Here is a 24,413-nt window from a genome sequence, read left to right on the forward strand (position 1 = left end):
TGCCGCGCGAGGTCCGGTAGCAGGCTTAACCGAAAGATTGGACCAATCGGTCGGATGGGGCGGCAAATTCCGCCCCTGCAGCGTCGGGCTTGACGGACCGCAGGCGCGGAGCGGCACAGACCGTGTCGCGCCCGGCCGCTTTCGCTTCGTAAAGCGCCAGGTCGGACCGGCGGCAAAGATCCGAAAGCCGCTCGCCGAATTGCAATTCAGCCACGCCGAACGACGCGGTAACCGCGGGCGCGTTGTCGAGCCGCACCGGCAGGTCCCGCGCCACCGCCCAACGCATCCGTTCGGCCAGAGCCTGGGCCTGCGCAGTGGTGCGCCCCGGCAGGAGGATGGCGAATTCTTCGCCCCCCAGACGCGCGACCAGATCGTCGCTTCCCACCGTATCGTCCAGCAGCCCGGCGAGATCGGCAATCACCCTGTCGCCTGCCGCGTGGCCGAAACTGTCGTTGATGGCCTTGAACCGGTCCAGATCGAGCATGATCAGCGACAGGGGCCGGTCGGTCCGCCGGGCCCGGGCCACCGCCCGATCGCCATGGGTTTCGAAGCCGCGCCGGTTGAGGGCGCCGGAAAGCGGGTCGGTTTCCGACCGGGCGATCATTTCCATCGTCGTGTCGCGCATGATGACCAGCAGCAGCACCAGCGCGAGTGCGATCAGGACCACCGATCCCATCGTCTGCGAGATCGCCGCATAATCGGAAGCGAGATAGGCTTGCGCGTGGTCCGCAGTGCCGATCCACCAGGCAATCGCGGGTTTGGCCAGGTAGACAAGCACCGCGAGGGCGCCGACCACGACCAGCAGCCGGTCGAGCGCCAGCTTACCGCCGGACCGCACGACGACCGCGACCATCAGCACCTGCATTGCCGCATAGGGGAGCTGGTAGAGGAGCGTCCGCAGGGCCGAGCCGTACGGCAGTCCGAGCATGACGGGGACGAAGGCCAGCCCGGCAAGCCAGACGATCGCGGTGGCGGACCGGGGCAGCGCTGCGCCATAATGCCGGGCGACGCCGATCAGGCCGCAGGTCAGCGCCGCCAGATAGCTGACATAGATCGCCACCACGACCGGAGTGGGCTGCGCCAGCGAGGGCAGAATGAATTCCAGCGCCACATCGATCACGCCAATGCCATAGGCCGCCGCCAGCCATCGCGCGCCGCGAACCGTCGGGTTGGTCGACGCCACCACGGTGAACGCAACCGCGAACAAGGCGGCGATGAACATGTTGATGCTGAGTACGAACGCGGCTGTCATAGGCGGGATATCCGAGAAAGGTCCTCCCTAACCGGCAAGTCCGAAATCTTGGTAAACGCGCGCGCGTTCGGGCGCGCTGATTTGCTCCGCAGGCGGTGCGTGCCGGGCCGACGCGGCTGCGATCACCACTGCGGAACCCTGCGCAATCTGCTGTCCGACAAAGAAAACGGGCCGGGGGACTGGATCGCCCCCCGGCCCGTCATGCCTTCCTGCGGAAGGTTAAGCTGCGGTCGCGAACGCGTCCTCGTCCAGCGCCATCAGGCTTTCGCTGCCCGCTTCGAGCTTGCGGCGCAGCGCGCCGGCGTCGGGCAGGTAGCGGTCCATGTAATAGCGCGCGGTCGCGACCTTGCCTTCGTAAAAGGCCTTGTCCTCGCCGCCTGCGGCAAGCGCGGCCTGCGCGACCTTCGCCATGCGCAGCCACATCCAGCCCAGCGTCACGATACCCATGATGTGCATGTAGTGATGGGCGCCTGCGCCAAGATGATTGGGGTTCTGCATCGCGTTCTGCATGAACCACATCGTCGCCGCCTGCTGCTGGCCCAGCGCCTTCTCGAGCGCTTCGGCCATCGGGGCGAGCGTATTGTCGCCCTTGGCGTCGGCGATGTCGTCGCCCACCACCTTGAAGAAGGCCTGGATTGCCGCGCCGCCCTTCTGCGCCAGCTTCCGGCCGCACAGATCCATCGCCTGCACACCATTGGTGCCTTCGTAGATCTGCGCGATCCGGGCGTCGCGGACGAACTGGCTCATGCCCCATTCCTCGATGTAGCCATGGCCGCCGAAGACCTGCTGCATGTTGGTGGCGACTTCATAGCCCTTGTCGGTGCCGTAGCCCTTGATAACCGGGGTCAGCAGCCCGATCAGCATGTCGGCCTGTTCGCGCTCTTCCTCGGTCTTGGCCTTGTGGGTCAGGTCGACCTGCAGCGCGCCCCACAGGCACAGGGCGCGCATGCCTTCGGTGAAGGCCTTGGCGTCCATCAGCATGCGGCGCACATCGGGGTGCACGAAGATCGGGTCGGCCTGCGCCTCGGGTTCCGCCGGGCCGGTCAGAGCGCGGCCCTGCCGGCGATCGAGCGCATAGGCGACCGCGTTCTGATAGGCGACCTCGGCCTGGCTGAGACCCTGGACGCCGACGCCGAGACGCGCAGCGTTCATCATGATGAACATCGCGGCGAGGCCCTTGTTCTCCTCGCCCACGAGCCAGCCCTTCGCGCCATCGTAATTGAGCACGCAAGTGGCGTTGCCGTGGATGCCCATCTTGTGTTCGATCGAACCGCAGACCACGCCGTTGCGCTCGCCGATCGAGCCGTCGTCGCCGACGAGGAACTTGGGCACGACGAACAGCGAGATGCCCTTGCTGCTGTCGGGTGCGCCGGGGGTCTTCGCCAGCACGAGGTGGATGATGTTCTCCGCCATGTCGTGTTCGCCGGCCGAGATGAAGATCTTGGTCCCGGTGATCGAATAGCTGCCGTCGGCCTGCGGTTCGGCCTTGGTCCGGATCATCCCCAGATCCGTCCCGCAATGCGGCTCGGTCAGGTTCATCGTACCGGTCCATTCGTTGGAGATCATCTTGGGAAGATACTTCTCCTTCTGCTCCTGGCTGCCCTTGGCGAGCAGCGCGGAGACCGCCCCGTTGGTCAGGCCGGGATACATGCCGAAGGCCTGGTTGGCGCTCGACACGAATTCCTCGAAGGCGAAGCCGAGGACATGCGGCATGCCCTGCCCGCCGAATTCTTCGGGCTGCGACAGCGTGCCCCAGCCCGCTTCGCGGAACTGGTCGAAAGCTTCCTTGAAACCCTTGGGCGTGGTGACCGAACCGTCTTCGTGGCGGGTGCAGCCTTCCTGGTCGCCCGACTGGTTCAGCGGGGCGAGCACTTCGGCGCAGAACTTGCCGCCTTCGTTGATGACCGCATCGGTGACATCGACGCTGGCGGCCTCGAAGCCGGGCAGGTCGGCATAGCCGGCGAGATCGAGCATCTCGTTGATGATGAAGCGGGCGTCGCGGGTCGGCGCGGTGTAACTGGGCATCTGCGTGTCCTTAGGGTTGGGGGGTGTCGGTTGTAGGGGCCTTGCGGCACATCATTCGGTTTCGAGCCGTTCGATCTGGTCGATGAACTCGGTCAGATCGGTGATCGAGCTGTCGATATCGTCACGCTGTTCCTTCAGCTTGGCGACATGCGCCTTGCACTTCTCGATCGTGACGCGCCGCTGTTCGACCCGGCCATCGCCGAGATCGTAGAGGTCGATCATCTCGCGGATCTCGGTCAGCGAGAAGCCCACGTTCTTGGCGCGCATGATCCACGCGAGACGGGCGCGATCGCGCTTGGAATAGATGCGGGTCAGGCCAATCCGCGAAGGCGCGATCAGCCCCTCGTCCTCGTAGAAGCGCAGCGCACGCGCGGTGCAGCCGAATTCGCTGGTGAGGTCCGAGATCGAATATTGTTCGCGCCCCAACTCGTCGGGCCGTTCGATATGTGCGCCGGCGTGGCGGCGATCGCTGGTTTGCGCACGAGGATCGTTGGGCAGCGGCTGTGTCATGCCGCGTGCATAATGGAACGTTTACGTAAGCGTCAAGTCTTGACGGGTTGGAGAACGTCACCGACGAGTTCGCGGTAGAAACAGCTTGGCGCCCCCGTGTGGCAGGTCGGCCCTGCGGGGGTGCACGACAGGACCAGTGCGTCCTGGTCGCAGTCGACAAAGATCCGCTCGACCCGCAGGACATGGCCCGAAGTCTCACCCTTCTGCCAGAGCTTCCCGCGCGAGCGCGAATGGAAGTGCGCAAGGCCGGTTTCGCGCGTCGCAGCCAAAGCCTCGGCATCCATGAAGCCGACCATCAGCACCGCCTGCGTCGCATGGTCGACGACCACCGCGGTCAGCAATCCCTTGTCGTCGAACTTGGGCATGAAGTCGCTGCCGGCTTCCCGGTCGGTACGCTCACTCACTCTCTCGGCCTTTCACATCAGAAACTGCGCGCCCTGTTGTTGCAAGATAACCACAAAGTCGACCCAAAATCGGACATTGTTGCAAATGCCTGTTTGATGATCGCGAAGTTTCGGGAACATATGCGGCGCAGGCAAGTGAGGCCTGCCCACCGGAACAACGGTGCCATCAGAGCGCCAGGGTTCAGGGGGTCACCGGGTTCGCTGCCGCGATCGAGGGGTCGCGGCGCATCCGGGAACGATGAGGGATGGATCCGAGGTGCATGCTGGGGGGCTGCACCATGCCGCAAGGCCGGTCCGGTTATATTCGTCACGTGGCGCCCGGGATCGCAAGATCCCGGGCGTTTCGTTTCTACCGCGTGCTATCGGTCCTGCGCGCGTCGCGCGCTTCGTCGAGCACCCTCGCAAAACACGCGATAATTACGCTGCGGGCGCCGCCCCGCTTGAGCGCGCGGACACAAGCCGTGCTCGTCGCCCCGCTGGTCAGCACATCGTCAACCAATATGACATCGGCATCCGCGATCATGCCCGCGCGCGCGGGGCGCAGCGCGATAGCCCCGCTCAGCGTACGGGCCCGCGCCTTCTTTCCCAATCCGCCCAGCGGCGGGGTCGGCCGATTGCGGACAAGGGCGTCGACGCACAGCGGGCCATGACCGAGCTGGTGCAATTGGCGGCCAAGCAAGGCGGCCTGGTTGAAGCCGCGCTGCCAGATCCGCCTGCGGTGCAGCGGCACCGGTACGATCACCCGGTTGCCCATTGCCGGCGGGAGGCGCGCCGCGATCAGCCGCGCGAGCAATGGGGCCAGCGCGATCCGGCGACCGTGCTTGTACGCCAGCACCAGCTTGCGCGCCGTATCAGTATAGAGCGTGCCCGCGGCGATCCCGTCGTGGAGCGGAGGCGTAGCCAGGCAGACCGCACAGGATGCCCCCTCCCCCGGCTCGGTGCTGGCAAACGGGCGCTGGCAGGACACGCAGCAAGGCTCCGACGGGATCGACAGGTCCTCCCAGCAGGCGGCGCACAAACCGCCCTGTTCGCCCACGCCCCCGCCGCATGCTGGGCAGCGCGGGGGATAGACGAAATCCAGCACGGGCGCGAAGCTGTCGCGCAGGAGGCGGCTTGTCGACACCTTGCGATGGTGCGCCGCTTGCACGGCGCTGGCAAGCGCGGCAGGGCAACGGGCGATGACCAGCCATGCTCCCCCGCGCATCTTTTCCCGCAAGCGCCGGATTGCCGGGTTGCGCCGCGCGCGCGTTCGCCAGGCACACCGCGATGCCGCGCGCTACCTGCTCGACGACATGGTCGAGGACGTGCTCGACCGGCTCGAATTCATCCGCCTGACGCCCGGCCGCGTGCTGGTGATCGGCGACTGGACCGGTACTCTCGCGCTGTCGCTGCGCGGCGCGGGGGCCGAGGTCGACGAACACGATGCCGCCAGCCTGGACGAGGAACGTCCACTCGACGGCGGCCCCTACGACCTGATCGTCAGCCTCGGATCGCTCGACCGCGTCAACGATCTGCCCGGCGCGCTGCTCCACCTCCGCAATGCGCTGGCCGAAGACGGACTGATGATCGCCAGCTTTCCCGGTGCGGGCAGCCTGCCGCACCTGCGGCGGGCGATGCTCGCCGCAGAGCCCGATCGGCCCGCGGCGCGGATGCATCCGCTGATCGACAACCAGGCAGCTGCCGGCCTGCTTCAGCGCGCGCTGTTCAAGCGCCAGGTGGTCGACAGCCATACGCTCACCGTGTCGTTCGGAGGGCTACACCGGCTGGTGTCCGACCTGCGCGACCAGGGCCTGGGCAGCGTGCTGGCCAGCGCCGCCCCGCCGCTCGGCAAGGCCGCGCTCGAACGCGCCGAACACGCCTTCATGAAGCAGGCGAACAACAAGGGCCGCGTGCTCGAAAGCTTCGAGATCCTGACGCTGACTGGCTGGAAAGACTAGCGAATTGCCTAGCGCAGGCTGGCCTGCGCTGCCGCGAGCCGCGCAATCGGCACGCGGTAGGGCGAGGCGCTGACGTAATCGAGCCCGGTCTTCTCGCAAAAAGCGATGCTCGCCGGATCGCCGCCATGTTCTCCGCAGATGCCCAGCTTGAGCCCGTCGCGCGTCGCGCGCCCGCGTTCGGCGGCGAGTTCGACCAGCTGGCCGACGCCGTCGATGTCGAGGCTGACGAAGGGATCGCGCGCGAAAATGCCCTTGTCGACATAGGTTGTCAGGAAGCGGCCCGCATCGTCGCGGCTCACGCCCAGCGTAGTTTGTGTCAGGTCGTTGGTGCCGAAGCTGAAGAATTCGCCCACTTCGGCGATTTCGCCCGCCATCAGCGCGGCGCGCGGCAGTTCGATCATCGTGCCGACGAGATATTCGAGCGTCGTGCCGGTGGCGGTGAACACTTCCTTGGCCACGCGGTCGACGACATCCTTGAGCAGTTCAAGTTCGCGGCGCGTGGCGACCAGCGGGATCATGATCTCGGGCACCGGCGCATCGCCGCTGTCCCTGGCAACCTGGCAGGCCGCCTCGAAGATGGCGCGCGCCTGCATTTCGTAGATCTCGGGATAGGTGATCCCGAGCCGGCAGCCGCGATGGCCGAGCATCGGGTTGAATTCATGCAGCTCGCCGGCGCGGCGGCGCAGCTTTTCGATATCGACGCCGGTGGCGCGCGCGAGGTCTTCGAACTCGACATCGCCATGCGGCAGGAATTCGTGCAGCGGCGGGTCGAGCAGGCGGATCGTGCACGGCAGGCCCGCCATAACCTCGAAGATCGTCCCGAAGTCGCTGCGCTGTTCGGGCAGCAGTTTGTCGAGTGCGGCGCGGCGGCCAGCCTCGCTATCGGCGAGGATCATTTCGCGCACCGCGCTGATGCGGCCCGCATCGAAGAACATGTGCTCGGTGCGGCACAGGCCGATGCCTTCGGCGCCGAACTGGCGCGCCATACGGCATTCGGTCTCGGTTTCGGCATTGGTGCGCACGCGCATCCGGCGGTGCTTGTCGGCCCATTCCATCAGCGTGCCGAAGTCGCCCGCCAGTTCGGGTTCGATGGTGGCGACTTCGCCCGCCATGACCTGCCCGTTGGCGCCGTCGATGGTGATGACATCGCCTTCCTTGAGTTCGCGGTCGCCGATGGTGAGCATGCGGCCTTCGCGCGCGATCGACACTTGCGATGCGCCCGACACGCAGGGGCGGCCCATGCCGCGCGCCACCACTGCGGCGTGGCTGGTCATCCCGCCGCGCGCGGTGAGGATACCGGTGGCGGCATGCATGCCGTGAATGTCCTCGGGGCTGGTCTCGACGCGCACGAGCACGACCTTCTCGCCGCGATTGGCCCACAGTTCGGCAGTGTCGGCATCGAGCACGATCTTGCCGCTGGCCGCGCCGGGCGAAGCCGGCAAGCCGGTGGTCAGCACGTCGCGCGGCGCTTCGGGATCGAGCGTCGGGTGAAGCAGCTGGTCGAGCGCCATCGGGTCGACGCGCAGGATCGCGGTCTTCTCGTCGATCAGCCCTTCGCCGACCATGTCGACCGCCATCTTGAGCGCCGCCTTGGCAGTGCGCTTGCCATTGCGCGTCTGGAGCAGCCACAGCTTGCCCTGCTGCACGGTGAACTCGATGTCCTGCATGTCGGTGTAATGCCGTTCGAGCAGGTCGAACACGCGCGCGAGTTCGGCGAAGGCTTCGGGCATGGCTTCTTCCATGCTTGGCTTGTCGGCCCCGGCCAGTTCGCGCCGCGCCTTGGTGAGGTATTGCGGCGTGCGGATGCCCGCGACCACGTCTTCGCCCTGCGCATTGACCAGCCATTCGCCGTAATAGGCCTTCTCGCCGGTGGACGGATCGCGGGTGAAGGCGACGCCGGTGGCGCTGGTATCGCCCATGTTGCCGAACACCATCGCCTGCACGTTGACCGCGGTGCCCATGTCATGCGGGATGTCGTTGAGGCGGCGGTAGATCTTGGCGCGCTCGGTATCCCAGCTGTCGAAGACCGCGCTGATCGCGCCCCACAACTGCTCGACCGGGTCCTGCGGGAACGGCGAGCCGAGCTCGCGCTCGACGATCGCCTTGTATTCGGCGACCAGCACCTTCCATTCTTCGGCGCTCAGCTCGGTATCGGCGTAATAGCCCTGGTCTTCCTTGGCGATTTCGAGCGCTTCCTCGAACAGGCCGTGATCGACGCCGAGCACGACATCGCCATACATCTGGATGAACCGGCGGTAGCTGTCCCAGGCGAAGCGTTCATCGCCGCTGGTGTTGGCCAGCCCGGCGACGGTGTCGTCGTTGAGGCCGAGGTTGAGCACGGTATCCATCATGCCGGGCATCGACACTGCGGCGCCCGAGCGGACCGAGACGAGCAGCGGATCGGCGGCATCGCCGAAGCCCTTGCCCACGGTCTTCTCGACATGGTTCAGCGCGGCGGCGACATCGCTGCGCAGCTTGGCGGTGAAGTCGCTGCCGCCGGCGAGATAGGTGAGGCATTCCTCGGTCGCGATTGTGAAGCCCGGCGGGACCGGCAGGCCGATGCTCGCCATTTCGGCGAGGTTGGCGCCCTTGCCGCCGGTCACGGTCTTGTCCTTCTGCCTTGCATTCGTATGCGGCGCGTTCCCGCCGAAGGTGAAGACCGTGTCGTTACTCATCAAGGCAATCCCTACAACTTGGACCACATGGACCACGGTCCATGGAGCAATAATTCATCAGCCCTCGATGCGGCTGAAATCGGCGACTTTGTGCACCGCAGCACGGAAGCGCGCAAGCAGGTCGAGCCGGTGTGCCCGCTTGTTTTCTTCATCGGCATTTACCGTCACTTCTTCGAAGAAACGGTCGATCGGCGCCCGCAAAGCGGCCAGTGCGGCCATGGCGGCGGAAAAGTCTTCCGCTGCAATGGCTCGGCTCGCTGCCGGTTCCGAATTTGCCAAGGCATCCATGAGCGCCTTTTCGGCCGGTTCGGCCGCGTAGGAAAGCTCGCTGGCGTGGCGCTGCTCCATCTTGGCCGCGACCACTGCCTTCAGATCGGGATCGTCGACAATCGCCAGCGGGTCTTCCTCGCCCGTCCGCGCGATTTCGCCTTCGGCGCCGTGCCAGTCCTCCTTCTTGAGGATATTGGCCGCGCGCTTGTAGCCGGCGAGCAGGTTGGCGCCGTCTTCGCTGTCCATGAAGGACTGGAGCGCATGCACGCGGGCAAGCAGGCGGACAAGGTCGTCCTCGCCGCCAAGCGCGAAGACCGCGTCGATCAGGTCGTGGCGGACACCTGCCTCGCGCTGCTGGACCTTGAGGCGGTCGGCGAAGAAGTCGAGGAGGTCGCCTTGGGCAACGCCGAAACGAAGGTCGTTGTCTTGTACGATGCGGATAACACCCAGCGCCGCACGACGAAGTGCGAAGGGGTCTTTCGATCCGGTGGGCTTCTCATCGATCGAGAAGAAGCTGCGCAGCGTATCCAGCTTGTCCGCCAAGCTCACCGCCACCGTCACCGGTGCGGTCGGAACGTCGTCGCCCTGCCCCACCGGCTTGTAGTGATCGCGGATCGCGTCGGCGACGGCATCGGGCAGGCCCTCGGCGCGGGCATAATAGCCGCCCATCAGGCCCTGTAGCTCGGGAAACTCGCCGACCATTTCGGTGACGAGGTCGGCCTTGGCGAGCCGCGCGGCCTGTTCGGCCATGTCGGCGAGGTCGTCCCGGCTCAAGCCGTCACCCCCGCGCAGGCGGGGGTCCAGCTGGCCTGAATTGCCTGTACCACCGCCGTTATCTGGATTCCCGCCTTCGCGGGAATGACGGGTGTTGGGTTTGACGATTTCTTCCTCGACCAGCCAGCGCGCAAGCTTGGCCACGCGCTCGACCTTGTCGGCCACCGCGCCCAGCTTCTCGTGGAAGGTGATCCGCTCCAGCCCCTTGGCGTGCTCGGCGAGCGTTTTCTTGCGATCGACGTCCCAGAAGAAGCGCGCGTCGGACAGGCGCGCGGCGAGGACCTTGCGGTTGCCGTCGACCACGCGCGCGCCGCCATCCTCCGCCTCGATATTGGCGGTGCAGATGAAAGCGTTGGCGAGTTCGCCCTTCTCGTCCTCGCAAACGAAGTACTTCTGGTTGACGCGCGCAGTCAGCTGAATCGTCTCGGGCGGGACCTCGAGGAAATCCTCCTCGAACCGGCCGAGCAGCGGAACGGGCCATTCGGTCAGGCCTGCGTTCTCGATCACCAGCCCCTCGTCCTCGACGAGGCGGAGGCCGGCTTCACTGGCGACCTTGGCGGCGCCCGAGCGGATCAGGTCCTGCCGTTCCTCATGGTCGACGATGACATGCCCCGCGCGCAGCTTCATCGCATAGTCGTCGGCATTGCCGATGGTGATGTCGCCCGAGTGGTGGAAGCGGTGGCCCAGCGTGACCGCGCCGCTGGTGACGCCGTGCACCTCGCATTCGACCACGTCGTCACCCAGCAGCGCGACGATACCGGACAATGGGCGAACCCAGCGCAAGGACTCCGTGCTGATCGAGGCCGCGCCCCAGCGCATCGACTTGGGCCATGAAAAGTCGCGGATAATCGCGGGGATCGCTTCGGCGAGCAGGTCCGCCGTGGCGCGACCGGGTACGTTCTTTACCGCGAAATAGGTCGCCCTGCCCTTCACATCGCGCGTTTCGAGCTGGCCCTTGTCCACCCCCGCCTTGCGGCAGAAACCGTCGATCGCCTGATCGGGCGCGCCAACCGGCGGACCCTTCAGTTCTTCGCTGACAGCCTCGGTCGCCAGCGGCAGGCCGCGCGCGATCAGCACAAGGCGGCGCGGAGTCGACCAGACGGTGATCTCGCCGCACTCGACACTGGCGGCGTCCAGTTCGCGGCGGAACAGCTTTTCCAGTTCGGCGCGCGCGCCGGCCTGCATGCGCGCGGGGATTTCTTCGCTGCGGAGTTCGAGGAGAAAATCAGACATAATCCCGCTCCGTCGCCCCTGCGCAGGCAGGGGCCCAGATAAGGGCTGTAGCAAGCTCCTCAGGTGGCAGATAGGCTCCTGCCTTCGCAGGAGCGACGGGAGCGGGTAAACAGATCATTTCGACCACTCCGGATATTTCTCGGCCCAGGCGGGCGCTTCCTTGGCCATATGCGCTTCGCAGCTGCCGCGCGCGAGATCGCGGACCCGGCCCATGTAGCTGGCGCGTTCCTGCACGCTGATCACGCCGCGCGCCTGCAACAGGTTGAAGATGTGGCTGGCCTCCACCGCCTGTTCGTAGGCGGCGATCGGCACGTCATTGGCGAGCGCGTTCCGGCACTCGGCCTCGGCCTTGTTGAACAGGTCGAACAGCGCGCCCGTTTCGGCGACTTCGAAGTTCCATTTCGACATCTGTTTCTCGTTCTCGAGGAAGACGTCGCCATAGCTCACGCCGCGATCGTTGAAGGCGAGATCGTAGACGTTGTCGACACCCTGGATATACATCGCGAGGCGTTCGAGCCCGTAAGTCAGCTCGCCCGCCACCGGCTTGCAGTCGAACCCGCCCATCTGCTGGAAATAGGTGAACTGGGTAACTTCCATGCCGTCGCACCAGACTTCCCAGCCAAGCCCCCAGGCGCCCAGCGTGGGGCTTTCCCAATCGTCCTCGACGAAGCGGATATCGTGCTTCAGCGGATCGATGCCGATCACTTCGAGACTCTTGAGATAGAGGTCCTGAATATCGGGCGGGCTCGGCTTGAGGATAACCTGGTATTGGTAATAATGCTGCAGCCGGTTAGGGTTCTCGCCATAACGCCCGTCGGTCGGGCGGCGGCACGGCTGGACGAAGGCGGCGTTCCACGGCTCGGGGCCGAGCGCGCGCAGCGTCGTCGCGGTGTGGAATGTGCCGGCGCCCATGCGCATGTCGTAGGGTTGCAGGATGAGGCAGCCCTGCGCGCTCCAGAAATCGTGCAGCGCGAGGATCATGTCCTGGAAGGAATTTTGCGGATTGCGGTCCATGGCGCGGGGCAATGGCGCACGATGTTTCACCGGTCAATGCCGCAGCGCTGCTTGGCAAGCACGGGGTTGCATAGGTATCCTGCAGGCAACTGTCCCGAATGGAATCGCATTACATGACCGCCTTCTCGCTTCGCCCGGCGATGCTCGCCCTCGCCCCCCTTGCTCTCGCGCTGCAGGGATGCGCCACCTATTCCGACCCGGTCGCCGAGCCGGCTGCGCCGGTCGCGCAGCCTGCCGCGCCTGCCGAACCCGTGGGCCCGGGCCTGTGGAAGGTCGTGGACGAGGACACGACGATCTACCTGTTCGGCACCATCCACGCCCTGCCCGAAACCGTCGAATGGTATCGCGGGCCGATCGGCGAAGCGCTGGCGGAAACGCAGGAACTGGTCACCGAGATCCCCAGCGGTGCCGCGCTCGATCCTGCAGCGCAGCAGCAGGTGATGACCAAGGCGCTGCTGGCCGACGGGCGCACGCTGCGCGACCTGCTGGGCGACGATGATCGCGCGAAGTTCGAAGCCGCGCTGGCCGGGATGAACATGCCGCCCGCCGCCTTCGACCAGTTCGAACCGTGGTTCGCGGCCATGACGCTGTCGATCGTACCCCTGCTCCAGGCCGGCTACAAGGCGGAAAGCGGGGTCGAGATGAAGCTGGAGGAACTCGCTCCGGCCAGTGCGGCGCGCGGCGCGCTCGAAACGCTCGAATGGCAGATCGAACTGTTCGACACGCTGCCGGTGGAATCGCAGGTCGCCTTCCTGATGGTCTCGGCCGACAATATCGACGACATCGTCCCGATGATGGACCGCATGGTCGAAGAATGGCTCGATGGCGATGCCGACGGGCTGGCCGCGCTGCTCAACGAGGGGCTGACCGATCCGGTGCTCGCCAAGGCGCTGCTCTACGATCGCAACGAGCGCTGGGCCGAATGGATCGATACGCGGCTGGACGAGCCCGGCACGGTGTTCGTTGCCGTGGGCGCGGGGCATCTGGCGGGCGCGATGAGCGTGCAGGACTATCTCACCGGCCGCGGGCTGGCGGTGACCCGCGTGCAATAGCTGTCCCATCGTCGGACCGCGGGCTTTTCCCGGCTTGCGCGGCCGCGCGTTCCATGCAGATAGGCCATGTGACGTTTCGCTTATCCTCCCGGGCCGGCCGCATGCTCGGTCTTGCGCTGGCGCTGCTGCTCGCCGCTTGCGACAGCACGCCCGATGCCGCCAAGCCCGATGGGCCGCACCCCGCATTGTGGGAAATCACCGATAGCGCAGGTGCGGTCGAGGGATGGCTGTTCGGCACGATCCACGCGCTGCCCGACGGGGCCAAGTGGCAATCGCCGCGGCTGACCGAAACGCTTGGCGATGCCGACATGCTGGTGGTCGAAGTGGCCGATCTCGACAATGGCGAGGACCTGTCGAATCTGTTCCAGCAGATGGCCTTCGACCGGCGCGAGGGGCCGGTGATCGAGCGGATCGATCCCGCGCTGCGCGGCGAATTCGAGGAACTGCTGGTCAAGGCCAAGGTCCGCCGGAGCTATTTCGACCCGATGGAAAGCTGGGCTGCGGCGCTGGCGCTGGCGCAGGTCGCGCAGACCAACAAGGCGGAAAACGGCGCCGACCGCGTGCTGCTGGCCGCCTTCGACCAGCGCGAGGTCGTCGAGCTCGAGGGCGCGCGCGCGCAACTGGCCATCTTCGATACGTTGCCCCAGACCGAACAGCGCGACCTCCTCAATGCCGTGATCGAGGAAGCGCGCGAATATGGCGACAAGGGCGATACGCTGGCCAACGCCTGGCTGGGCGGCGACACCGACCGGCTGATCGAGCTGACGCGGCGCGGGATCCTCGCCGACCCCGAACTTGCGCAGGTCCTGCTGTATGACCGCAACCGGGCCTGGGCGGCGCAGATCGAGAACCTGCTTTCCGCCAGCGAACGCCCGCTGATCGCGGTGGGCGCGGGCCACCTGCTCGGCGAACGCGGTCTGCCCGCCCTGCTCGAAAGCCGCGGCTACACCGTCAGCCGCCTCGAATAACGCCGCCCGGCAGGCGATGCCGCTTGCTTTTCACGCCCGCCCTGCGTATGCGCGCGCCCTTCGGCACCATGGTCATCCCTGGAGGCGTGGTGGACCGAGCAACCAAATAGCATTCGAAAGGTAAGTGCCATGAGCGACGCTCTGACCCTGCCGGCCGAGGCGCGTGAACGGGCTGGCAAGGGAGCCTCCCGTCAGCTGCGCCGTGAAGGCCGTGTCCCCGCCGTGATCTACGGCGGCAAGGAAGACCCCATCATGATCCACGTCGAGGAGAAGGAACTGGTCAAACAGCTGATGACCGGTCACTTCATGAACTCGATCGTCGAGGTCGAAATCGGTGGCAAGAAGGTCAAGACACTTCCCAAGGACGTCGCTCTCAACCCGGTCACCGACCGTCCCGAGCACGCCGACTTCTTCCGCCTCGCCAAGGGCGGCAAGATCGAAGTTTCGGTCCCCGTCGTGTTCCTCAACGAGGAAGCCAGCCCCGGCCTGAAGAAGGGCGGCGTGCTGAACGTGGTCCGTCACGAGCTGGAACTGGTCTGCGACAACGACAAGATCCCCGGCGAGATCGAAGTCGACGTCACCGGCAAGGAAGTCGGCGATTCGATCCACATCAGCGAAGTGCAGCTGCCCGCCGGCAGCGAAAGCGCGATCACCGATCGCGACTTCACCATCGCCACGCTGGTTGCTCCCTCGGCGCTCAAGAAGGCCGAAGGCGATACCACGCAGGACGGCGAAACCGATCCGCAGGATGTCCCCGCCACCGAACAGGGTGTCGACGAGGACGCTGCGCAGGAACAGGCAGACAAGAGCGAGTAATCGCCTCTTGCCTCACCGCAACGAAGCGCCGGTCCCGCGAGGGGCCGGCGTTTTGCGTTTGGCCCCATGGTCGCTAGAGGACCCCGCATGCAGATATGGACAGGCCTTGGAAATCCCGGACCGCAATACGCCATGAACCGGCACAATGTCGGCTTCATGGCGGTCGACGTCATCGCGGCGATGTACGATTTCGGCCCGGTCCAGAAGAAGTTTTCCGGCTGGGCGCAGGAAGGCAGGATCGGCACGCACAAGGTGCTGCTGCTCAAGCCCGCGACCTTCATGAACGAAAGCGGCCGCGCGGTGGGCGAAGCGCTGCGGTTCTACAAACTCGACCCAGACGCGCTGACGGTGTTCCATGACGAGCTCGACCTTGCCGCCTTCAAGGTCAAGGTCCGCATGGGCGGCGGGCTGGCGGGCCATAACGGGCTGCGGTCGATCAACCAGCACCTTGGTCCCGATTTCCGCCGCGTGCGGATCGGCATCGGCCACCCCGGATCGAAAGAGCGCGTCCACGGCCATGTGCTGGGCAATTACGCCAAGAGCGAAATGGACCCGCTGGCCGACATGCTGGCGGCAATGGCGGCCGAAGCCGAATGGCTGGCCAAGGGTGACGACGCCCGCTTCATGAACGATATCGCGCTGCGCCTGCAGGACTGAACCGGCGAGAAGTCGAAATGTCCCGGTTGGAGACAATCGTGCAAAGACGGTTCGAAAAGTGCGAATGCTCCATTATCGCGGCATTCGAATAATTCGGGGATCATTCATGCGCCTGTTGCAGACAGCACTTCTCACCGCCAGCTTGCTGGTCACGGCCACTTCCGCGGCGGCGATGACCCGCCCGCCCAGCGATTCGGGTGGCGGAAACGGCAGCGGCGGAACTGCGGTTCCCGAACCGGGCGCGTTGGCGATGATGGGGACCGGTATCGCGGGCTACGGTGCCGCAGTGGCGCTCTACCGCCGCAAGAAGCGCAAGCGGGGCGGCTAGCTTCGGTCCGGCGCGGCGGCCTTCGAACCGCTGGCCAATCGGGGCATTTGACGGCATGCTTCCGCGGAAGGGAGACTGCCATGCCTGATTTGACCCGCCGCACCCTGCTTGCCGGAGCCGCCGCCACCGGAGCGCTTGCCGCCACTGCCGTCCGGGCGCAGGACGACAAGCTGATCCCCGCGCCCGACCTGACGGGCAAGGCGATCCTCATCACCGGTTGCTCATCGGGCTTCGGGCGCCTCGCCGCCGAACATTTCGCCCGCGCCGGAGCGACTGTCTTCGCCACCATGCGCAACACGCCGCGGCCCGAGGCCGAAGAGCTGATGCAGCTGGCGCGCCACGAATCGCTCGATATCCGCGTACTGCGGCTCGACGTGCTGCTCGATCACGAGGTCAGCGAAGCCGTCGCCAGCGCCGAGCGCGAAATCGGGCGCGGGCTCGACGTGCTGGTCAACAATGCCGGGATCGGCATCACCGGCCCGGTCGAAGTCCAGGACATGGAAGCGACCAAGCTCGCCTTCGACACCAATGTGCTCGGCTACCACCGGCTGGCCCGCGCGGTGCTGCCCGGAATGCGCGCGCGCAAGCAGGGCCATATCTTCGCCGTGTCGAGCCAGCTCGGCCGGGTCATGGTACCCTATACCGGACATTATTCGGCGACCAAGTTCGCCGTCGAGGCGATGTTCGAACAGCTCGCCTACGAACTGGTCCCGCACAATATCGGCGTGACCGTGATCGAGCCGGGTGGCTACCCGACGCAGATCTGGGTCAACCGCAACCGCTATTCGCAACAGCTCAAGGACCGCTCCGACCAGACGCATCTGGACGGGTACCCACAGATCGTCGCGGGCATGGGAACGGCGGACGGTTCGGGCCGCAGCGCCGATCCGATGGATATCCCGCGCGCGATGATGCGGGTGTTGGGCATGGTCCCGGGGAGCCGGCCGGTACGCCTGCCGGTGAGCGGCGGAGCGATCCCGCAGACCGCGATCAACGAGGTCAGCGCGCAGACGCAGGTCGGGTGGCTGGGCGAAAGCGGCTACGGCCCGCTGATCAAGGCGGTGCACAACGTCTGACGCTCTGGCTATTCGCGTGCGGCGCGGCTAAGGCGCGCGCCACACACATATACCGGAGTTTCTGATGGGTTTCCGCTGCGGGATCGTCGGCCTGCCGAATGTCGGCAAGTCCACCCTGTTCAACGCACTGACCGAGACGCAGGCCGCGCAGGCCGCGAACTATCCGTTCTGCACGATCGAGCCGAATGTCGGCCAGGTCGCGGTGCCGGACGAGCGGCTCGACAAGATTGCCGCGATCGCCAAGTCGGCCAAGATCCTGCCGACGCAGCTGGCCTTCGTCGATATCGCCGGACTGGTCAAAGGCGCCAGCCAGGGCGAAGGGCTGGGCAACCAGTTCCTCGGCAATATCCGCGAAGTCGATGCGATCGTGCACGTGCTGCGCTGTTTCGAGGATGACGACATCCAGCACGTCGCCAACAAGGTCGACCCGCTGGCCGATGCCGAAGTGGTCGAGACCGAATTGCTGCTGGCCGATCTCGAAAGCCTCGAGAAGCGTGTCCCCGCTGCCGCCAAGCGTGCCACCAGCGGCGACAAGGAAGCCAAGCTGATGGCCAGCGTGCTCGGCCAGGCGCTCGAACTGCTCAGGGACGGCAAGCCTGCACGACTGACCGAACCCAAGGACGAGGAAGAGGCCCGCGTCTTCCAGCAGGCACAGCTGCTGACCGCCAAGCCGGTGCTCTATGTCTGCAACGTCGCCGAAGAGGACGCCGCCAGCGGCAATGCGCTGTCCGAGCTGGTTTTCGCCAAGGCCAAGACGGAAGGCGCCGAAGCCGTGGTGGTCTCGGCAGCGATCGAAGCCGAACTGGTCGCGATGCCGGTCGAAGATCGCGGCGAATTCCTCGCCGAACTGGGGCTGGAGGAATCGGGACTGAGCCGGGTGATCCGCGCCGGCTACAAGCTGCTCGGCCTGCAGACCTTCTTCACCGCCGGTCCGAAGGAAACGCGCGCCTGGACTTTCCCCACCGGGGCCAAGGCACCGCAGGCCGCGGGCGAGATCCACACTGATTTCGAGCGCGGGTTTATTCGCGCTGAAACAATTGCCTACGATGATTACCTTGCACTGGGCGGAGAAAGCGGTGCGCGCGAAGCGGGCAAGCTGCGCCAGGAGGGCAAGGAATATCTGGTACAGGACGGGGACGTCCTGCTGTTCAAGTTCAACGTCTGAGGTCACTTCCATGAACCGGATTGCCGCCGCCCTCGCCCTCGGTCTTGCCAGCGTGCTGGGCGGCTGCGCCGCCTATGCCGATGCGCCAGTCGCCAGCATGGCGGTGGCCCAGCAGCGCGAACCGGTAACGATCCTGGTATCGATCGACGGCTTCCACCCGGACTATCTCGAACGCGGGCTGACCCCGACGCTCTCGCAGTTGGCCAGCGACGGTACGCGCGCGGCGATGCGGCCGTCCTTCCCGACCAAAACCTTCCCCAATCACTGGACGCTGGTGACCGGCCTGGTGCCCGATCATCACGGCATCACCGCCAACCGCATGGAAGATGCCGCGCGCCCCGACGATCCCTTCACCATGGCCACAGTCGATCCCTATTGGTGGAGCGAAGCCAAGCCGGTCTGGGTCGAGGCCGAGGAAGCGGGCATCCGCAGCGCCGCAATGTTCTGGCCCGGCTCGGCCGTGGCCTGGGGCGGCACGGCAGTGCGCTACGGCCCGGTGACCGATGGGACGATGGCCAGCGACTGGCAGGCCTTCAGCATGCAGGTTTCGAACACCCAGCGCGTCAATTCGGTGCTCGACTGGCTGCGCCGGCCGGCCGAAATCCGCCCCGAATTCGTCACGCTCTATTTCGACACGGTCGACAGCGCGGGCCATGGCGCGGGGCCGGCTAGCGAGGAAACCGACGCCGCGCTGCGCGATATCGACCGGCACATCGCCAGTCTCGTCGCCGGGCTCGAGACGCTGGGCCAGCCCGCCAACCTGGTGATCGTTTCGGATCACGGCATGGCTGCGACAGGCTCGGACCGGGTCATTGCGCTGGCCGATATCGTCGATCCGGCGCTCTACCGGCTGGTCGAAGGCGGCGCCTATGCGACCTTCCAGCCCACCGAAGGCAATGCTGCGGCGCTCGAGGCGGCCCTGCTGCGCGATCACGCGCATATGGAATGCTGGCGCAAGGACGAAATCCCGGCGCGCTTCCAGTACGGCACGCATGATCGCATCCCGCCCTATCTGTGCCTGCCCGATACCGGCTGGACGATTTCGGCCACGGCGCCGGGCGCACAGTGGAGCGGCGGCAGTCACGGATACGATCCCTTCGCGCCGGAAATGGCATCGTTGTTCATTGCCCACGGGCCGGCCTTCCGCAACGGCGTGACGCTGGACGGCTTCCAGAACACCGCGGTCGCGCCGCTGCTGCGCCATCTTGTCGGCTTGCCGCAGGCAGCGCGCTCGGATGGCGACCTGGCCGATGTCCGCGGTGCTCTCGCCCAGCAAAATTAAGCGCCGGGCGGAACGAGACCGCCCCCACCCCGTTGCCAATCAAAGCTCAACGGGGAGACAGATGTGGTCGACAAGTCGGAAACATTCAGCACTTTGGTGCGCGTCGGATATTTCAGCCGCGCCATCCTCTATTCGGTGCTCGGCCTGATCGCGCTGACCAGCGCAGGCCGGATCAGCGAAGGCACCAACGGTATTTTCCAGGCGATCCGCGATTTCCCGCTCGGCACCGCCATCCTGTGGCTGATGGTGGTGGGATTGCTCGCCTATGCACTTTTCCGCTTCGCCTCGACATTCTTCGATATCGAGAACCACGGGACCGACACCAAGGGTTGGGCGGTAAGGCTTGGCCATGCGGGTAGCGCAATCGGCCACCTCGCCCTTGCCTATTCGGCCTACAAATTCGCCAGTTCCGGCAGCGACAGCAGCGGTGGCGGCGCACAGGACGCGGCTTCGGGTGTCCTGTCGATGGAGTTCGGCGGCGTGGTGCTGGGCCTGCTCGGCATCGCCTTCTTCGCAACTGCGATCTTCCAGGCCAAGAAGGGCGCGACCGGCAGCTTCATGAACCGGATCAGCGGCCGTGCACCCTCGCAGACCCGGATCGTCGGCGGCATCGGCTATATCGCCCGCGCCGTCGTCTTCCTCGTCATCGGCTGGTCGCTGTTCAAGGCCGGTTTCCTGTCGGGCGGCTCGGATCAGGTCAAGACACTGGGCGATGCCGTGGCGAGCCTTGCGGGCGAAGGTATCATCTTCACGCTGGTGGCGATCGGCCTGCTGGCCTTCGGGATCTTCAGCCTCGTGCTGGCCCGCTACCGGATCATTCCCGACATGGGTTCCGACGGCCGGGTCCCGCAGTTCCGGGCGTAGTTCCACCACCCATCCAACGCATCAGGCGCGCGGCTTTAAACCCGCGCGCCTTTTCGCGTTGCAGGGGCGCGACTGCATTTCCATGTTGCGTCGCTCGCGCGATTGATCCATTGCATTTTGCAATGCAGTTCTACGAAGACATCGCCATCGGGCACAAGCAGGCCTTCGGGCACTATGAAGTGACGCGTGAAGAGGTGATCGATTTCGCCAGGAAATACGATCCGCAACCCTTCCACCTCGATGACGAAGCCGCGGCGCAAACCCATTTCGGCCGCATCTCCGCCAGCGGCTGGCACACCTGTGCGATGACCATGTCGATGTTGGTCGCCAATCTCACCAAGCACAAGCAGGCGGGGCTCGGGTCACCCGGGGTCGACAAGCTGCGCTGGAAGAAGCCGGTCTATCCGGGCGACACGCTGCGCTGCGAAAGCGAAGTGATCGAGAAACGCCGCAGCGCCTCGCGCCCGGAAATGGGCATCTTCAAGAGCCATCTCACCGTCTTCAACCAGAATGACGAGCCGGTTATGGAAATGGTTTCGAACGGGCTGATCCGCACACGCGACCCGGAAGGGACCGACTAGCTCAGACGCCGCATTGCGCGATGCCCGACTTGCGATAGACCACCTGGTCGTTGGCATTCGAGATCGTCAGCGTGGCGGGAAAATCGCTGACTTCCGCAGCCACTTCCTCGCCCGCATCCTCGTCGATCTCCAGCGTCATGGAATAGGCCGTCCCGTCATACTTGCTGCGCGCAAGATAGGGCAGTTCGGCGCTGCCCTTGTCGGCAGCCAGCGTCTGCATTTCGCCATCGCGCAGAAAATGCCCGGTTTCGGCCATGGCCAGCGCCACCGCCGCCACTCCCCCGCCCGCGGGCGCAAAGCTGCAGCCTGCGCCGTAGAGGTCGTATTCCTCGATCTCGCGATAGCGGATCGCTCCGGGTTCGAGCTGTTCGGGCGGCGGCGTCTGGTGCGCCTCCACTTCCGCCACGGCGGCAGCCCGCTCTTCCTCGGTCGGCTCGTCCGCACAGGCCGCCAGTCCCAGCGCCAACAGGAGCGGTATGGTAATGCGCATCAATGCCTCCCGAACAGTTTCTCGACGTCTTCCATCGACAGCTTGACCCAGGTCGGCCGGCCGTGGTTGCATTGGCCTGAACGCGGGGTGCGTTCCATTTCGCGCAGCAGCGCGTTCATCTCGTCGACCCGCAGCACGCGCCCCGCGCGCACCGAACCGTGGCAGGCCATCGTGGCCAGAACGAGATCGAGCTTTTCGCCCAGCAGCAGCGCCTCGCCATTGAGCGCCAGATCGTCATCGATATCGCGCAGCAGTTTTTCAGGATCGGTGCGGGCGATGGCGTGCGGCAGACTGCGTACGAGCATTGCCCCGGGGCCGAAACGTTCGATCGCAAGCCCGTGTTCGGCCAGCCGGGGTGCAGCTTCCTCGAGCCGGTCGCAGCTGGTTTCGTCGAGCTCGACCACTTCGGGGATCAGCAGCGCCTGGCTGCGCGCGACCGCTTCTTCGGCGCCCGCAGCCCGCAGGCGTTCGAGCACGAGCCGTTCATGCGCGGCATGCTGGTCGACCAGCACCAGCCCGTCCCGCGCTTCGGCGACGATATAGGTGTTGGCGACCTGACCGCGGGCAATGCCCAGGGGATAGTCCGCCGCGGACGTATCCGCCGGTACCGCTTCCTCGGCCCGGCCACGCGGCTCGGCCATGGTGCCGCCCTCGCCCGCGTGCCAGGCCCGGCCCGGCTCGGCCACGCCGGTGGCAGGCGCGGACCAGTCGCGCCCTTCGAAGATCGAGCGCAGCGCGGGCGACGGCTCCTCGCGCACGGGTTCCTGCTGCCAGCGCGCCATGGCACCCGCGTCGGGGCTTTGCGCGCTGCGCTTGTCGCCCGTCGCCAGCGCGCGGCGCAGGCCCGAGACGATGAATCCGCGCACGCCCTGTGCATCGCGGAACCGCACCTCGGTCTTGGCGGGGTGGACGTTCACGTCGACTTCTTCTGCCGGGAGGTCGAGGAACAGCGCCAGCACCGCGTGGCGATCCCGCGCGAGCATGTCGGCATAGGCGCCGCGGACTGCACCGGTGAGCAGGCGGTCCTTCACCGGGCGGCCGTTGACGAACAGATACTGGTGGTCGGCCACGCCGCGGTTGTAGGTCGGCAGGCCCGCGATCCCGGTCAGGCGCATTCCGCCGCGGTCCATGTCGATCGCGACGCCGTTGTCCTTGAGCTCGCGCGCGATCAGCTGCGCGACGCGGTTGGTCAGCCCTTCCCCGCCCTGCAGCGCGAAGATTCGCCGCTCGCCGTGATCGAAGCTGATCGCCACGTCGGGCCGCGCCATGGCAAGCCGCACGACCACGTCCTTGCAGGCGGCGTATTCGCTCCGCGCCGTGCGCAGGAACTTGCGCCGCGCGGGGATCTTGCCGAACAGGTTTTCGACCCGCACCCGCGTGCCGGGCGGCAGCGCTGCGGGGCCTTCGGCGGCAATTTCGCCGTGATCGACCACCCGTTTCCAGCCCTGCTCGGCCCCGGCTGGACGGCTCTCGATCGTGAACCGGGCCACGCTGGCGATGCTCGGCAGCGCCTCGCCGCGAAACCCCAGTGTCGCGACCTGTTCGATCGCCTCGTCCGGCAGCTTCGATGTCGCGTGCCGTTCGAGCGCCAACGCCATTTCGTCGGGGCTCATCCCGCAGCCGTCGTCGGTCACCTCGAGACTGGTCAGTCCGCCTTCGACCAGCTTCACCGCGATCCGCGTGGCCCCGGCGTCGATCGCGTTTTCGACAAGCTCCTTGAGCGCCGAAGACGGCCGTTCGACCACCTCGCCCGCAGCGATGCGGTTGACCAGATTCTCGGGCAGGCGGCGGATTTGCGGCATGGGTAGATCGTTCTAGCGGTGAAGCGCCGCGATTCCGAGGCAATGCGTTCACCTATCCCCCACGGGAATAGCGGAAAATTTTGGCATTCCCGCGATAATCTCGCTAAGGCTCGCCCACCATTTCCTGCTGGAGAGGTGCGAGCGGGTCGCTCCCCTTCGCCGGATCACGCGACACAACGGAAAATCGAACGAAAATGGGCTTCTGGAACAATCTCTTCAAATTCGGCGTGCAGAACATGGCGATCGACCTCGGCACTGCCAACACGCTGGTTTACGTGCAGGACCAGGGTATCGTCCTGAACGAACCGAGCGTGGTTGCGCTCGAGACGATCAACGGCATGAAGCGCGTCAAGGCCGTGGGTGACGATGCCAAGATGATGATGGGCAAGACGCCCGATAGCATCGAGGCCATCCGCCCGCTGCGCGACGGCGTGATCGCCGATCTCGACGTGGCCGAAGAGATGATCAAGCACTTCATCCGCAAGGTAAACGGGCGCAAGAGCCTGATGCGCTATCCCGAAATCACCATCTGCGTGCCGTCGGGGTCGACCTCGGTCGAACGCCGCGCGATCCGCGATGCCGCATCGAATGCGGGTGCCAGCCAAGTCTATCTCATCCTCGAACCGATGGCCGCGGCGATCGGTGCCGACATGCCCGTGACCGAACCGGTCGGCAGCATGGTCGTCGACATCGGCGGCGGCACAACCGAAGTCGCCGTGCTGTCGCTGCGTGGCCTCGCCTACACCACCTCGGTCCGCACCGGCGGCGACAAGATGGACGAAGCGATCGTTTCCTATGTCCGCCGACATCACAACCTGCTGATCGGCGACAGCACCGCCGAGCGGATCAAGAAGGATTTCGGCGTCGCACGTCCGCCCGAAGACGGCGTGGGCGAAAGCATCACGCTGAAGGGCCGCGACCTCGTCAACGGCGTGCCCAAGGAAATCACGATCAACCAGGGCCACATCGCCGAAGCGCTGTCCGAACCCATCGGCGCGATCGTCGAAGGCGTGCGCATCGCGCTGGAAAACACCGCGCCCGAGCTGGCGGCCGACATCGTCGACCAGGGCATCGTGCTCACCGGCGGCGGCGCGCTGATCGGCGGGCTGGACGAATATCTGCGCGAGGAAACCGGCCTGCCGGTCACCATCGCGGAAGATCCGCTGTCCTGCGTCGCTCTCGGCACGGGCCGCGCAATGGAGGACCCGATCTACCGCGGCGTCCTGATGACGGCTTAG

The 24,413-nt window shown here is 65.9% G+C and carries 22 protein-coding genes; 12 read left to right on the plus strand and 10 right to left on the minus strand.

The window, feature by feature from the left end; translation table 11 throughout:
* Positions 1 to 25: 25 nt before the first annotated feature.
* The 5 genes from GRI55_RS08700 to GRI55_RS08720 form a co-directional block, all read right to left on the minus strand.
* Entirely contained in the window at positions 26 to 1,252 is a 1,227-nt protein-coding gene (locus GRI55_RS08700) for a GGDEF domain-containing protein (protein ID WP_160766857.1), read from the minus strand.
* 219 nt (positions 1,253 to 1,471) lie between these two features.
* Positions 1,472 to 3,277: an acyl-CoA dehydrogenase C-terminal domain-containing protein gene (locus tag GRI55_RS08705; protein ID WP_160766858.1), complete on the minus strand. Its 1,806-nt coding sequence runs from the start codon at positions 3,275 to 3,277 to the stop codon at positions 1,472 to 1,474.
* A gap of 51 nt (positions 3,278 to 3,328) precedes the next feature.
* Positions 3,329 to 3,787: a MerR family transcriptional regulator gene (locus tag GRI55_RS08710; protein ID WP_050600563.1), complete on the minus strand. Its 459-nt coding sequence runs from the start codon at positions 3,785 to 3,787 to the stop codon at positions 3,329 to 3,331.
* A 32-nt stretch (positions 3,788 to 3,819) separates the two neighbouring features.
* Positions 3,820 to 4,191: a phosphoribosyl-AMP cyclohydrolase gene (gene hisI / locus GRI55_RS08715; protein ID WP_082847593.1), complete on the minus strand. Its 372-nt coding sequence runs from the start codon at positions 4,189 to 4,191 to the stop codon at positions 3,820 to 3,822.
* Positions 4,192 to 4,540: 349 nt separating this feature from the next.
* Positions 4,541 to 5,395 (minus strand): ComF family protein, encoded by an 855-nt coding sequence (locus GRI55_RS08720; RefSeq protein ID WP_160766859.1) that lies wholly within the window; start codon positions 5,393 to 5,395, stop codon positions 4,541 to 4,543.
* Between GRI55_RS08720 and GRI55_RS08725 the strand changes: the two genes are divergently transcribed.
* The gene (locus GRI55_RS08725) at positions 5,370 to 6,128 is read left to right on the plus strand and encodes a class I SAM-dependent methyltransferase (protein ID WP_160766860.1); all 759 of its coding nucleotides are present in this window, start codon (positions 5,370 to 5,372) and stop codon (positions 6,126 to 6,128) included. The two genes, GRI55_RS08720 and GRI55_RS08725, sit on opposite strands and share 26 nt — an antisense overlap.
* A gap of 8 nt (positions 6,129 to 6,136) precedes the next feature.
* Here the strand turns inward: GRI55_RS08725 and ppdK are convergent, their stop codons facing one another.
* The 3 genes from ppdK to GRI55_RS08740 all read right to left on the minus strand — a co-directional run bounded on the left by ppdK (position 6,137) and on the right by GRI55_RS08740 (position 12,094).
* Positions 6,137 to 8,803: a pyruvate, phosphate dikinase gene (ppdK, locus tag GRI55_RS08730; RefSeq protein WP_160766861.1), complete on the minus strand. Its 2,667-nt coding sequence runs from the start codon at positions 8,801 to 8,803 to the stop codon at positions 6,137 to 6,139.
* A gap of 57 nt (positions 8,804 to 8,860) precedes the next feature.
* Positions 8,861 to 11,080 (minus strand): glycine--tRNA ligase subunit beta, encoded by a 2,220-nt coding sequence (glyS, locus tag GRI55_RS08735; RefSeq protein ID WP_160766862.1) that lies wholly within the window; start codon positions 11,078 to 11,080, stop codon positions 8,861 to 8,863.
* A 114-nt stretch (positions 11,081 to 11,194) separates the two neighbouring features.
* Positions 11,195 to 12,094 (minus strand): glycine--tRNA ligase subunit alpha, encoded by a 900-nt coding sequence (locus GRI55_RS08740; RefSeq protein ID WP_130586545.1) that lies wholly within the window; start codon positions 12,092 to 12,094, stop codon positions 11,195 to 11,197.
* Positions 12,095 to 12,207: 113 nt separating this feature from the next.
* On the opposite strand from GRI55_RS08740, the gene GRI55_RS08745 reads away from it, so the two are divergent.
* The 10 genes from GRI55_RS08745 (at position 12,208) to GRI55_RS08790 (ending at position 20,883) form a co-directional block, all read left to right on the plus strand.
* Positions 12,208 to 13,146 (plus strand): TraB/GumN family protein, encoded by a 939-nt coding sequence (locus GRI55_RS08745; protein ID WP_160766863.1) that lies wholly within the window; start codon positions 12,208 to 12,210, stop codon positions 13,144 to 13,146.
* A gap of 101 nt (positions 13,147 to 13,247) precedes the next feature.
* Positions 13,248 to 14,114, plus strand: coding sequence for a TraB/GumN family protein (locus GRI55_RS08750; RefSeq protein WP_160766864.1), 867 nt, complete (start codon positions 13,248 to 13,250; stop codon positions 14,112 to 14,114).
* Positions 14,115 to 14,243: 129 nt separating this feature from the next.
* Positions 14,244 to 14,930 (plus strand): 50S ribosomal protein L25/general stress protein Ctc, encoded by a 687-nt coding sequence (locus tag GRI55_RS08755; RefSeq protein ID WP_050600569.1) that lies wholly within the window; start codon positions 14,244 to 14,246, stop codon positions 14,928 to 14,930.
* A gap of 87 nt (positions 14,931 to 15,017) precedes the next feature.
* On the plus strand, positions 15,018 to 15,587 hold the full coding sequence (gene pth, locus GRI55_RS08760) for an aminoacyl-tRNA hydrolase (protein ID WP_160766865.1): 570 nt from the start codon (positions 15,018 to 15,020) through the stop codon (positions 15,585 to 15,587).
* A gap of 106 nt (positions 15,588 to 15,693) precedes the next feature.
* Complete coding sequence (locus GRI55_RS08765) at positions 15,694 to 15,915, plus strand: PEP-CTERM sorting domain-containing protein (protein WP_050600571.1); 222 nt, start codon at positions 15,694 to 15,696, stop codon at positions 15,913 to 15,915.
* Positions 15,916 to 15,995: 80 nt separating this feature from the next.
* Complete coding sequence (locus tag GRI55_RS08770) at positions 15,996 to 16,991, plus strand: SDR family oxidoreductase (RefSeq protein ID WP_160766866.1); 996 nt, start codon at positions 15,996 to 15,998, stop codon at positions 16,989 to 16,991.
* Between the two features lie 64 nt (positions 16,992 to 17,055).
* On the plus strand, positions 17,056 to 18,156 hold the full coding sequence (gene ychF, locus GRI55_RS08775) for a redox-regulated ATPase YchF (protein WP_160766867.1): 1,101 nt from the start codon (positions 17,056 to 17,058) through the stop codon (positions 18,154 to 18,156).
* 10 nt (positions 18,157 to 18,166) lie between these two features.
* A complete protein-coding gene (locus tag GRI55_RS08780) occupies positions 18,167 to 19,438 on the plus strand; it encodes an alkaline phosphatase family protein (RefSeq protein ID WP_160766868.1) in 1,272 nt (423 codons plus the stop codon).
* A 63-nt stretch (positions 19,439 to 19,501) separates the two neighbouring features.
* Positions 19,502 to 20,302 carry a DUF1206 domain-containing protein gene (locus tag GRI55_RS08785; RefSeq protein ID WP_160766869.1) on the plus strand — a complete coding sequence of 267 codons (801 nt, stop codon included), beginning with the start codon at positions 19,502 to 19,504 and terminating at the stop codon, positions 20,300 to 20,302.
* A gap of 122 nt (positions 20,303 to 20,424) precedes the next feature.
* On the plus strand, positions 20,425 to 20,883 hold the full coding sequence (locus tag GRI55_RS08790) for a MaoC family dehydratase (protein WP_160766870.1): 459 nt from the start codon (positions 20,425 to 20,427) through the stop codon (positions 20,881 to 20,883).
* 1 nt (position 20,884) lies between these two features.
* Here GRI55_RS08790 and GRI55_RS08795 read toward each other — a convergent pair whose 3' ends face one another.
* Both GRI55_RS08795 and mutL read right to left on the minus strand, forming a co-directional pair.
* Positions 20,885 to 21,373 carry a hypothetical protein gene (locus GRI55_RS08795; RefSeq protein WP_160766871.1) on the minus strand — a complete coding sequence of 163 codons (489 nt, stop codon included), beginning with the start codon at positions 21,371 to 21,373 and terminating at the stop codon, positions 20,885 to 20,887.
* Entirely contained in the window at positions 21,373 to 23,175 is a 1,803-nt protein-coding gene (gene mutL / locus GRI55_RS08800; RefSeq protein ID WP_160766872.1) for a DNA mismatch repair endonuclease MutL, read from the minus strand. The genes GRI55_RS08795 and mutL overlap by 1 nt, the downstream gene beginning before the upstream one ends.
* A gap of 194 nt (positions 23,176 to 23,369) precedes the next feature.
* Here mutL and GRI55_RS08805 point away from each other — a divergent pair, with 194 nt between their 5' ends.
* Positions 23,370 to 24,413, plus strand: coding sequence for a rod shape-determining protein (locus GRI55_RS08805; RefSeq protein WP_050600579.1), 1,044 nt, complete (start codon positions 23,370 to 23,372; stop codon positions 24,411 to 24,413).

The organism is Qipengyuania citrea, from assembly GCF_009828015.1.
Taxonomy (GTDB): Bacteria; Pseudomonadota; Alphaproteobacteria; order Sphingomonadales; family Sphingomonadaceae; genus Qipengyuania; species Qipengyuania citrea.

Bases quoted from the DNA above. Each gene is read 5' to 3' on its own strand.
- GRI55_RS08700 (WP_160766857.1), bottom strand. From the start codon at position 1,252: ATGACAGCCGCGTTCGTACTCAGCATCAACATGTTCATCGCCGCCTTG.
- GRI55_RS08705 (WP_160766858.1), bottom strand. From the start codon at position 3,277: ATGCCCAGTTACACCGCGCCGACCCGCGACGCCCGCTTCATCATCAAC.
- GRI55_RS08710 (WP_050600563.1), bottom strand. From the start codon at position 3,787: ATGACACAGCCGCTGCCCAACGATCCTCGTGCGCAAACCAGCGATCGC.
- GRI55_RS08725 (WP_160766860.1), top strand. From the start codon at position 5,370: ATGACCAGCCATGCTCCCCCGCGCATCTTTTCCCGCAAGCGCCGGATT.
- GRI55_RS08720 (WP_160766859.1), bottom strand. From the start codon at position 5,395: ATGCGCGGGGGAGCATGGCTGGTCATCGCCCGTTGCCCTGCCGCGCTT.
- ppdK (WP_160766861.1), bottom strand. From the start codon at position 8,803: ATGAGTAACGACACGGTCTTCACCTTCGGCGGGAACGCGCCGCATACG.
- glyS (WP_160766862.1), bottom strand. From the start codon at position 11,080: ATGTCTGATTTTCTCCTCGAACTCCGCAGCGAAGAAATCCCCGCGCGC.
- GRI55_RS08740 (WP_130586545.1), bottom strand. From the start codon at position 12,094: ATGGACCGCAATCCGCAAAATTCCTTCCAGGACATGATCCTCGCGCTG.
- GRI55_RS08745 (WP_160766863.1), top strand. From the start codon at position 12,208: ATGACCGCCTTCTCGCTTCGCCCGGCGATGCTCGCCCTCGCCCCCCTT.
- GRI55_RS08750 (WP_160766864.1), top strand. From the start codon at position 13,248: ATGCTCGGTCTTGCGCTGGCGCTGCTGCTCGCCGCTTGCGACAGCACG.
- GRI55_RS08755 (WP_050600569.1), top strand. From the start codon at position 14,244: ATGAGCGACGCTCTGACCCTGCCGGCCGAGGCGCGTGAACGGGCTGGC.
- pth (WP_160766865.1), top strand. From the start codon at position 15,018: ATGCAGATATGGACAGGCCTTGGAAATCCCGGACCGCAATACGCCATG.
- GRI55_RS08765 (WP_050600571.1), top strand. From the start codon at position 15,694: ATGCGCCTGTTGCAGACAGCACTTCTCACCGCCAGCTTGCTGGTCACG.
- GRI55_RS08770 (WP_160766866.1), top strand. From the start codon at position 15,996: ATGCCTGATTTGACCCGCCGCACCCTGCTTGCCGGAGCCGCCGCCACC.
- ychF (WP_160766867.1), top strand. From the start codon at position 17,056: ATGGGTTTCCGCTGCGGGATCGTCGGCCTGCCGAATGTCGGCAAGTCC.
- GRI55_RS08780 (WP_160766868.1), top strand. From the start codon at position 18,167: ATGAACCGGATTGCCGCCGCCCTCGCCCTCGGTCTTGCCAGCGTGCTG.
- GRI55_RS08790 (WP_160766870.1), top strand. From the start codon at position 20,425: ATGCAGTTCTACGAAGACATCGCCATCGGGCACAAGCAGGCCTTCGGG.
- GRI55_RS08795 (WP_160766871.1), bottom strand. From the start codon at position 21,373: ATGCGCATTACCATACCGCTCCTGTTGGCGCTGGGACTGGCGGCCTGT.
- mutL (WP_160766872.1), bottom strand. From the start codon at position 23,175: ATGCCGCAAATCCGCCGCCTGCCCGAGAATCTGGTCAACCGCATCGCT.
- GRI55_RS08805 (WP_050600579.1), top strand. From the start codon at position 23,370: ATGGGCTTCTGGAACAATCTCTTCAAATTCGGCGTGCAGAACATGGCG.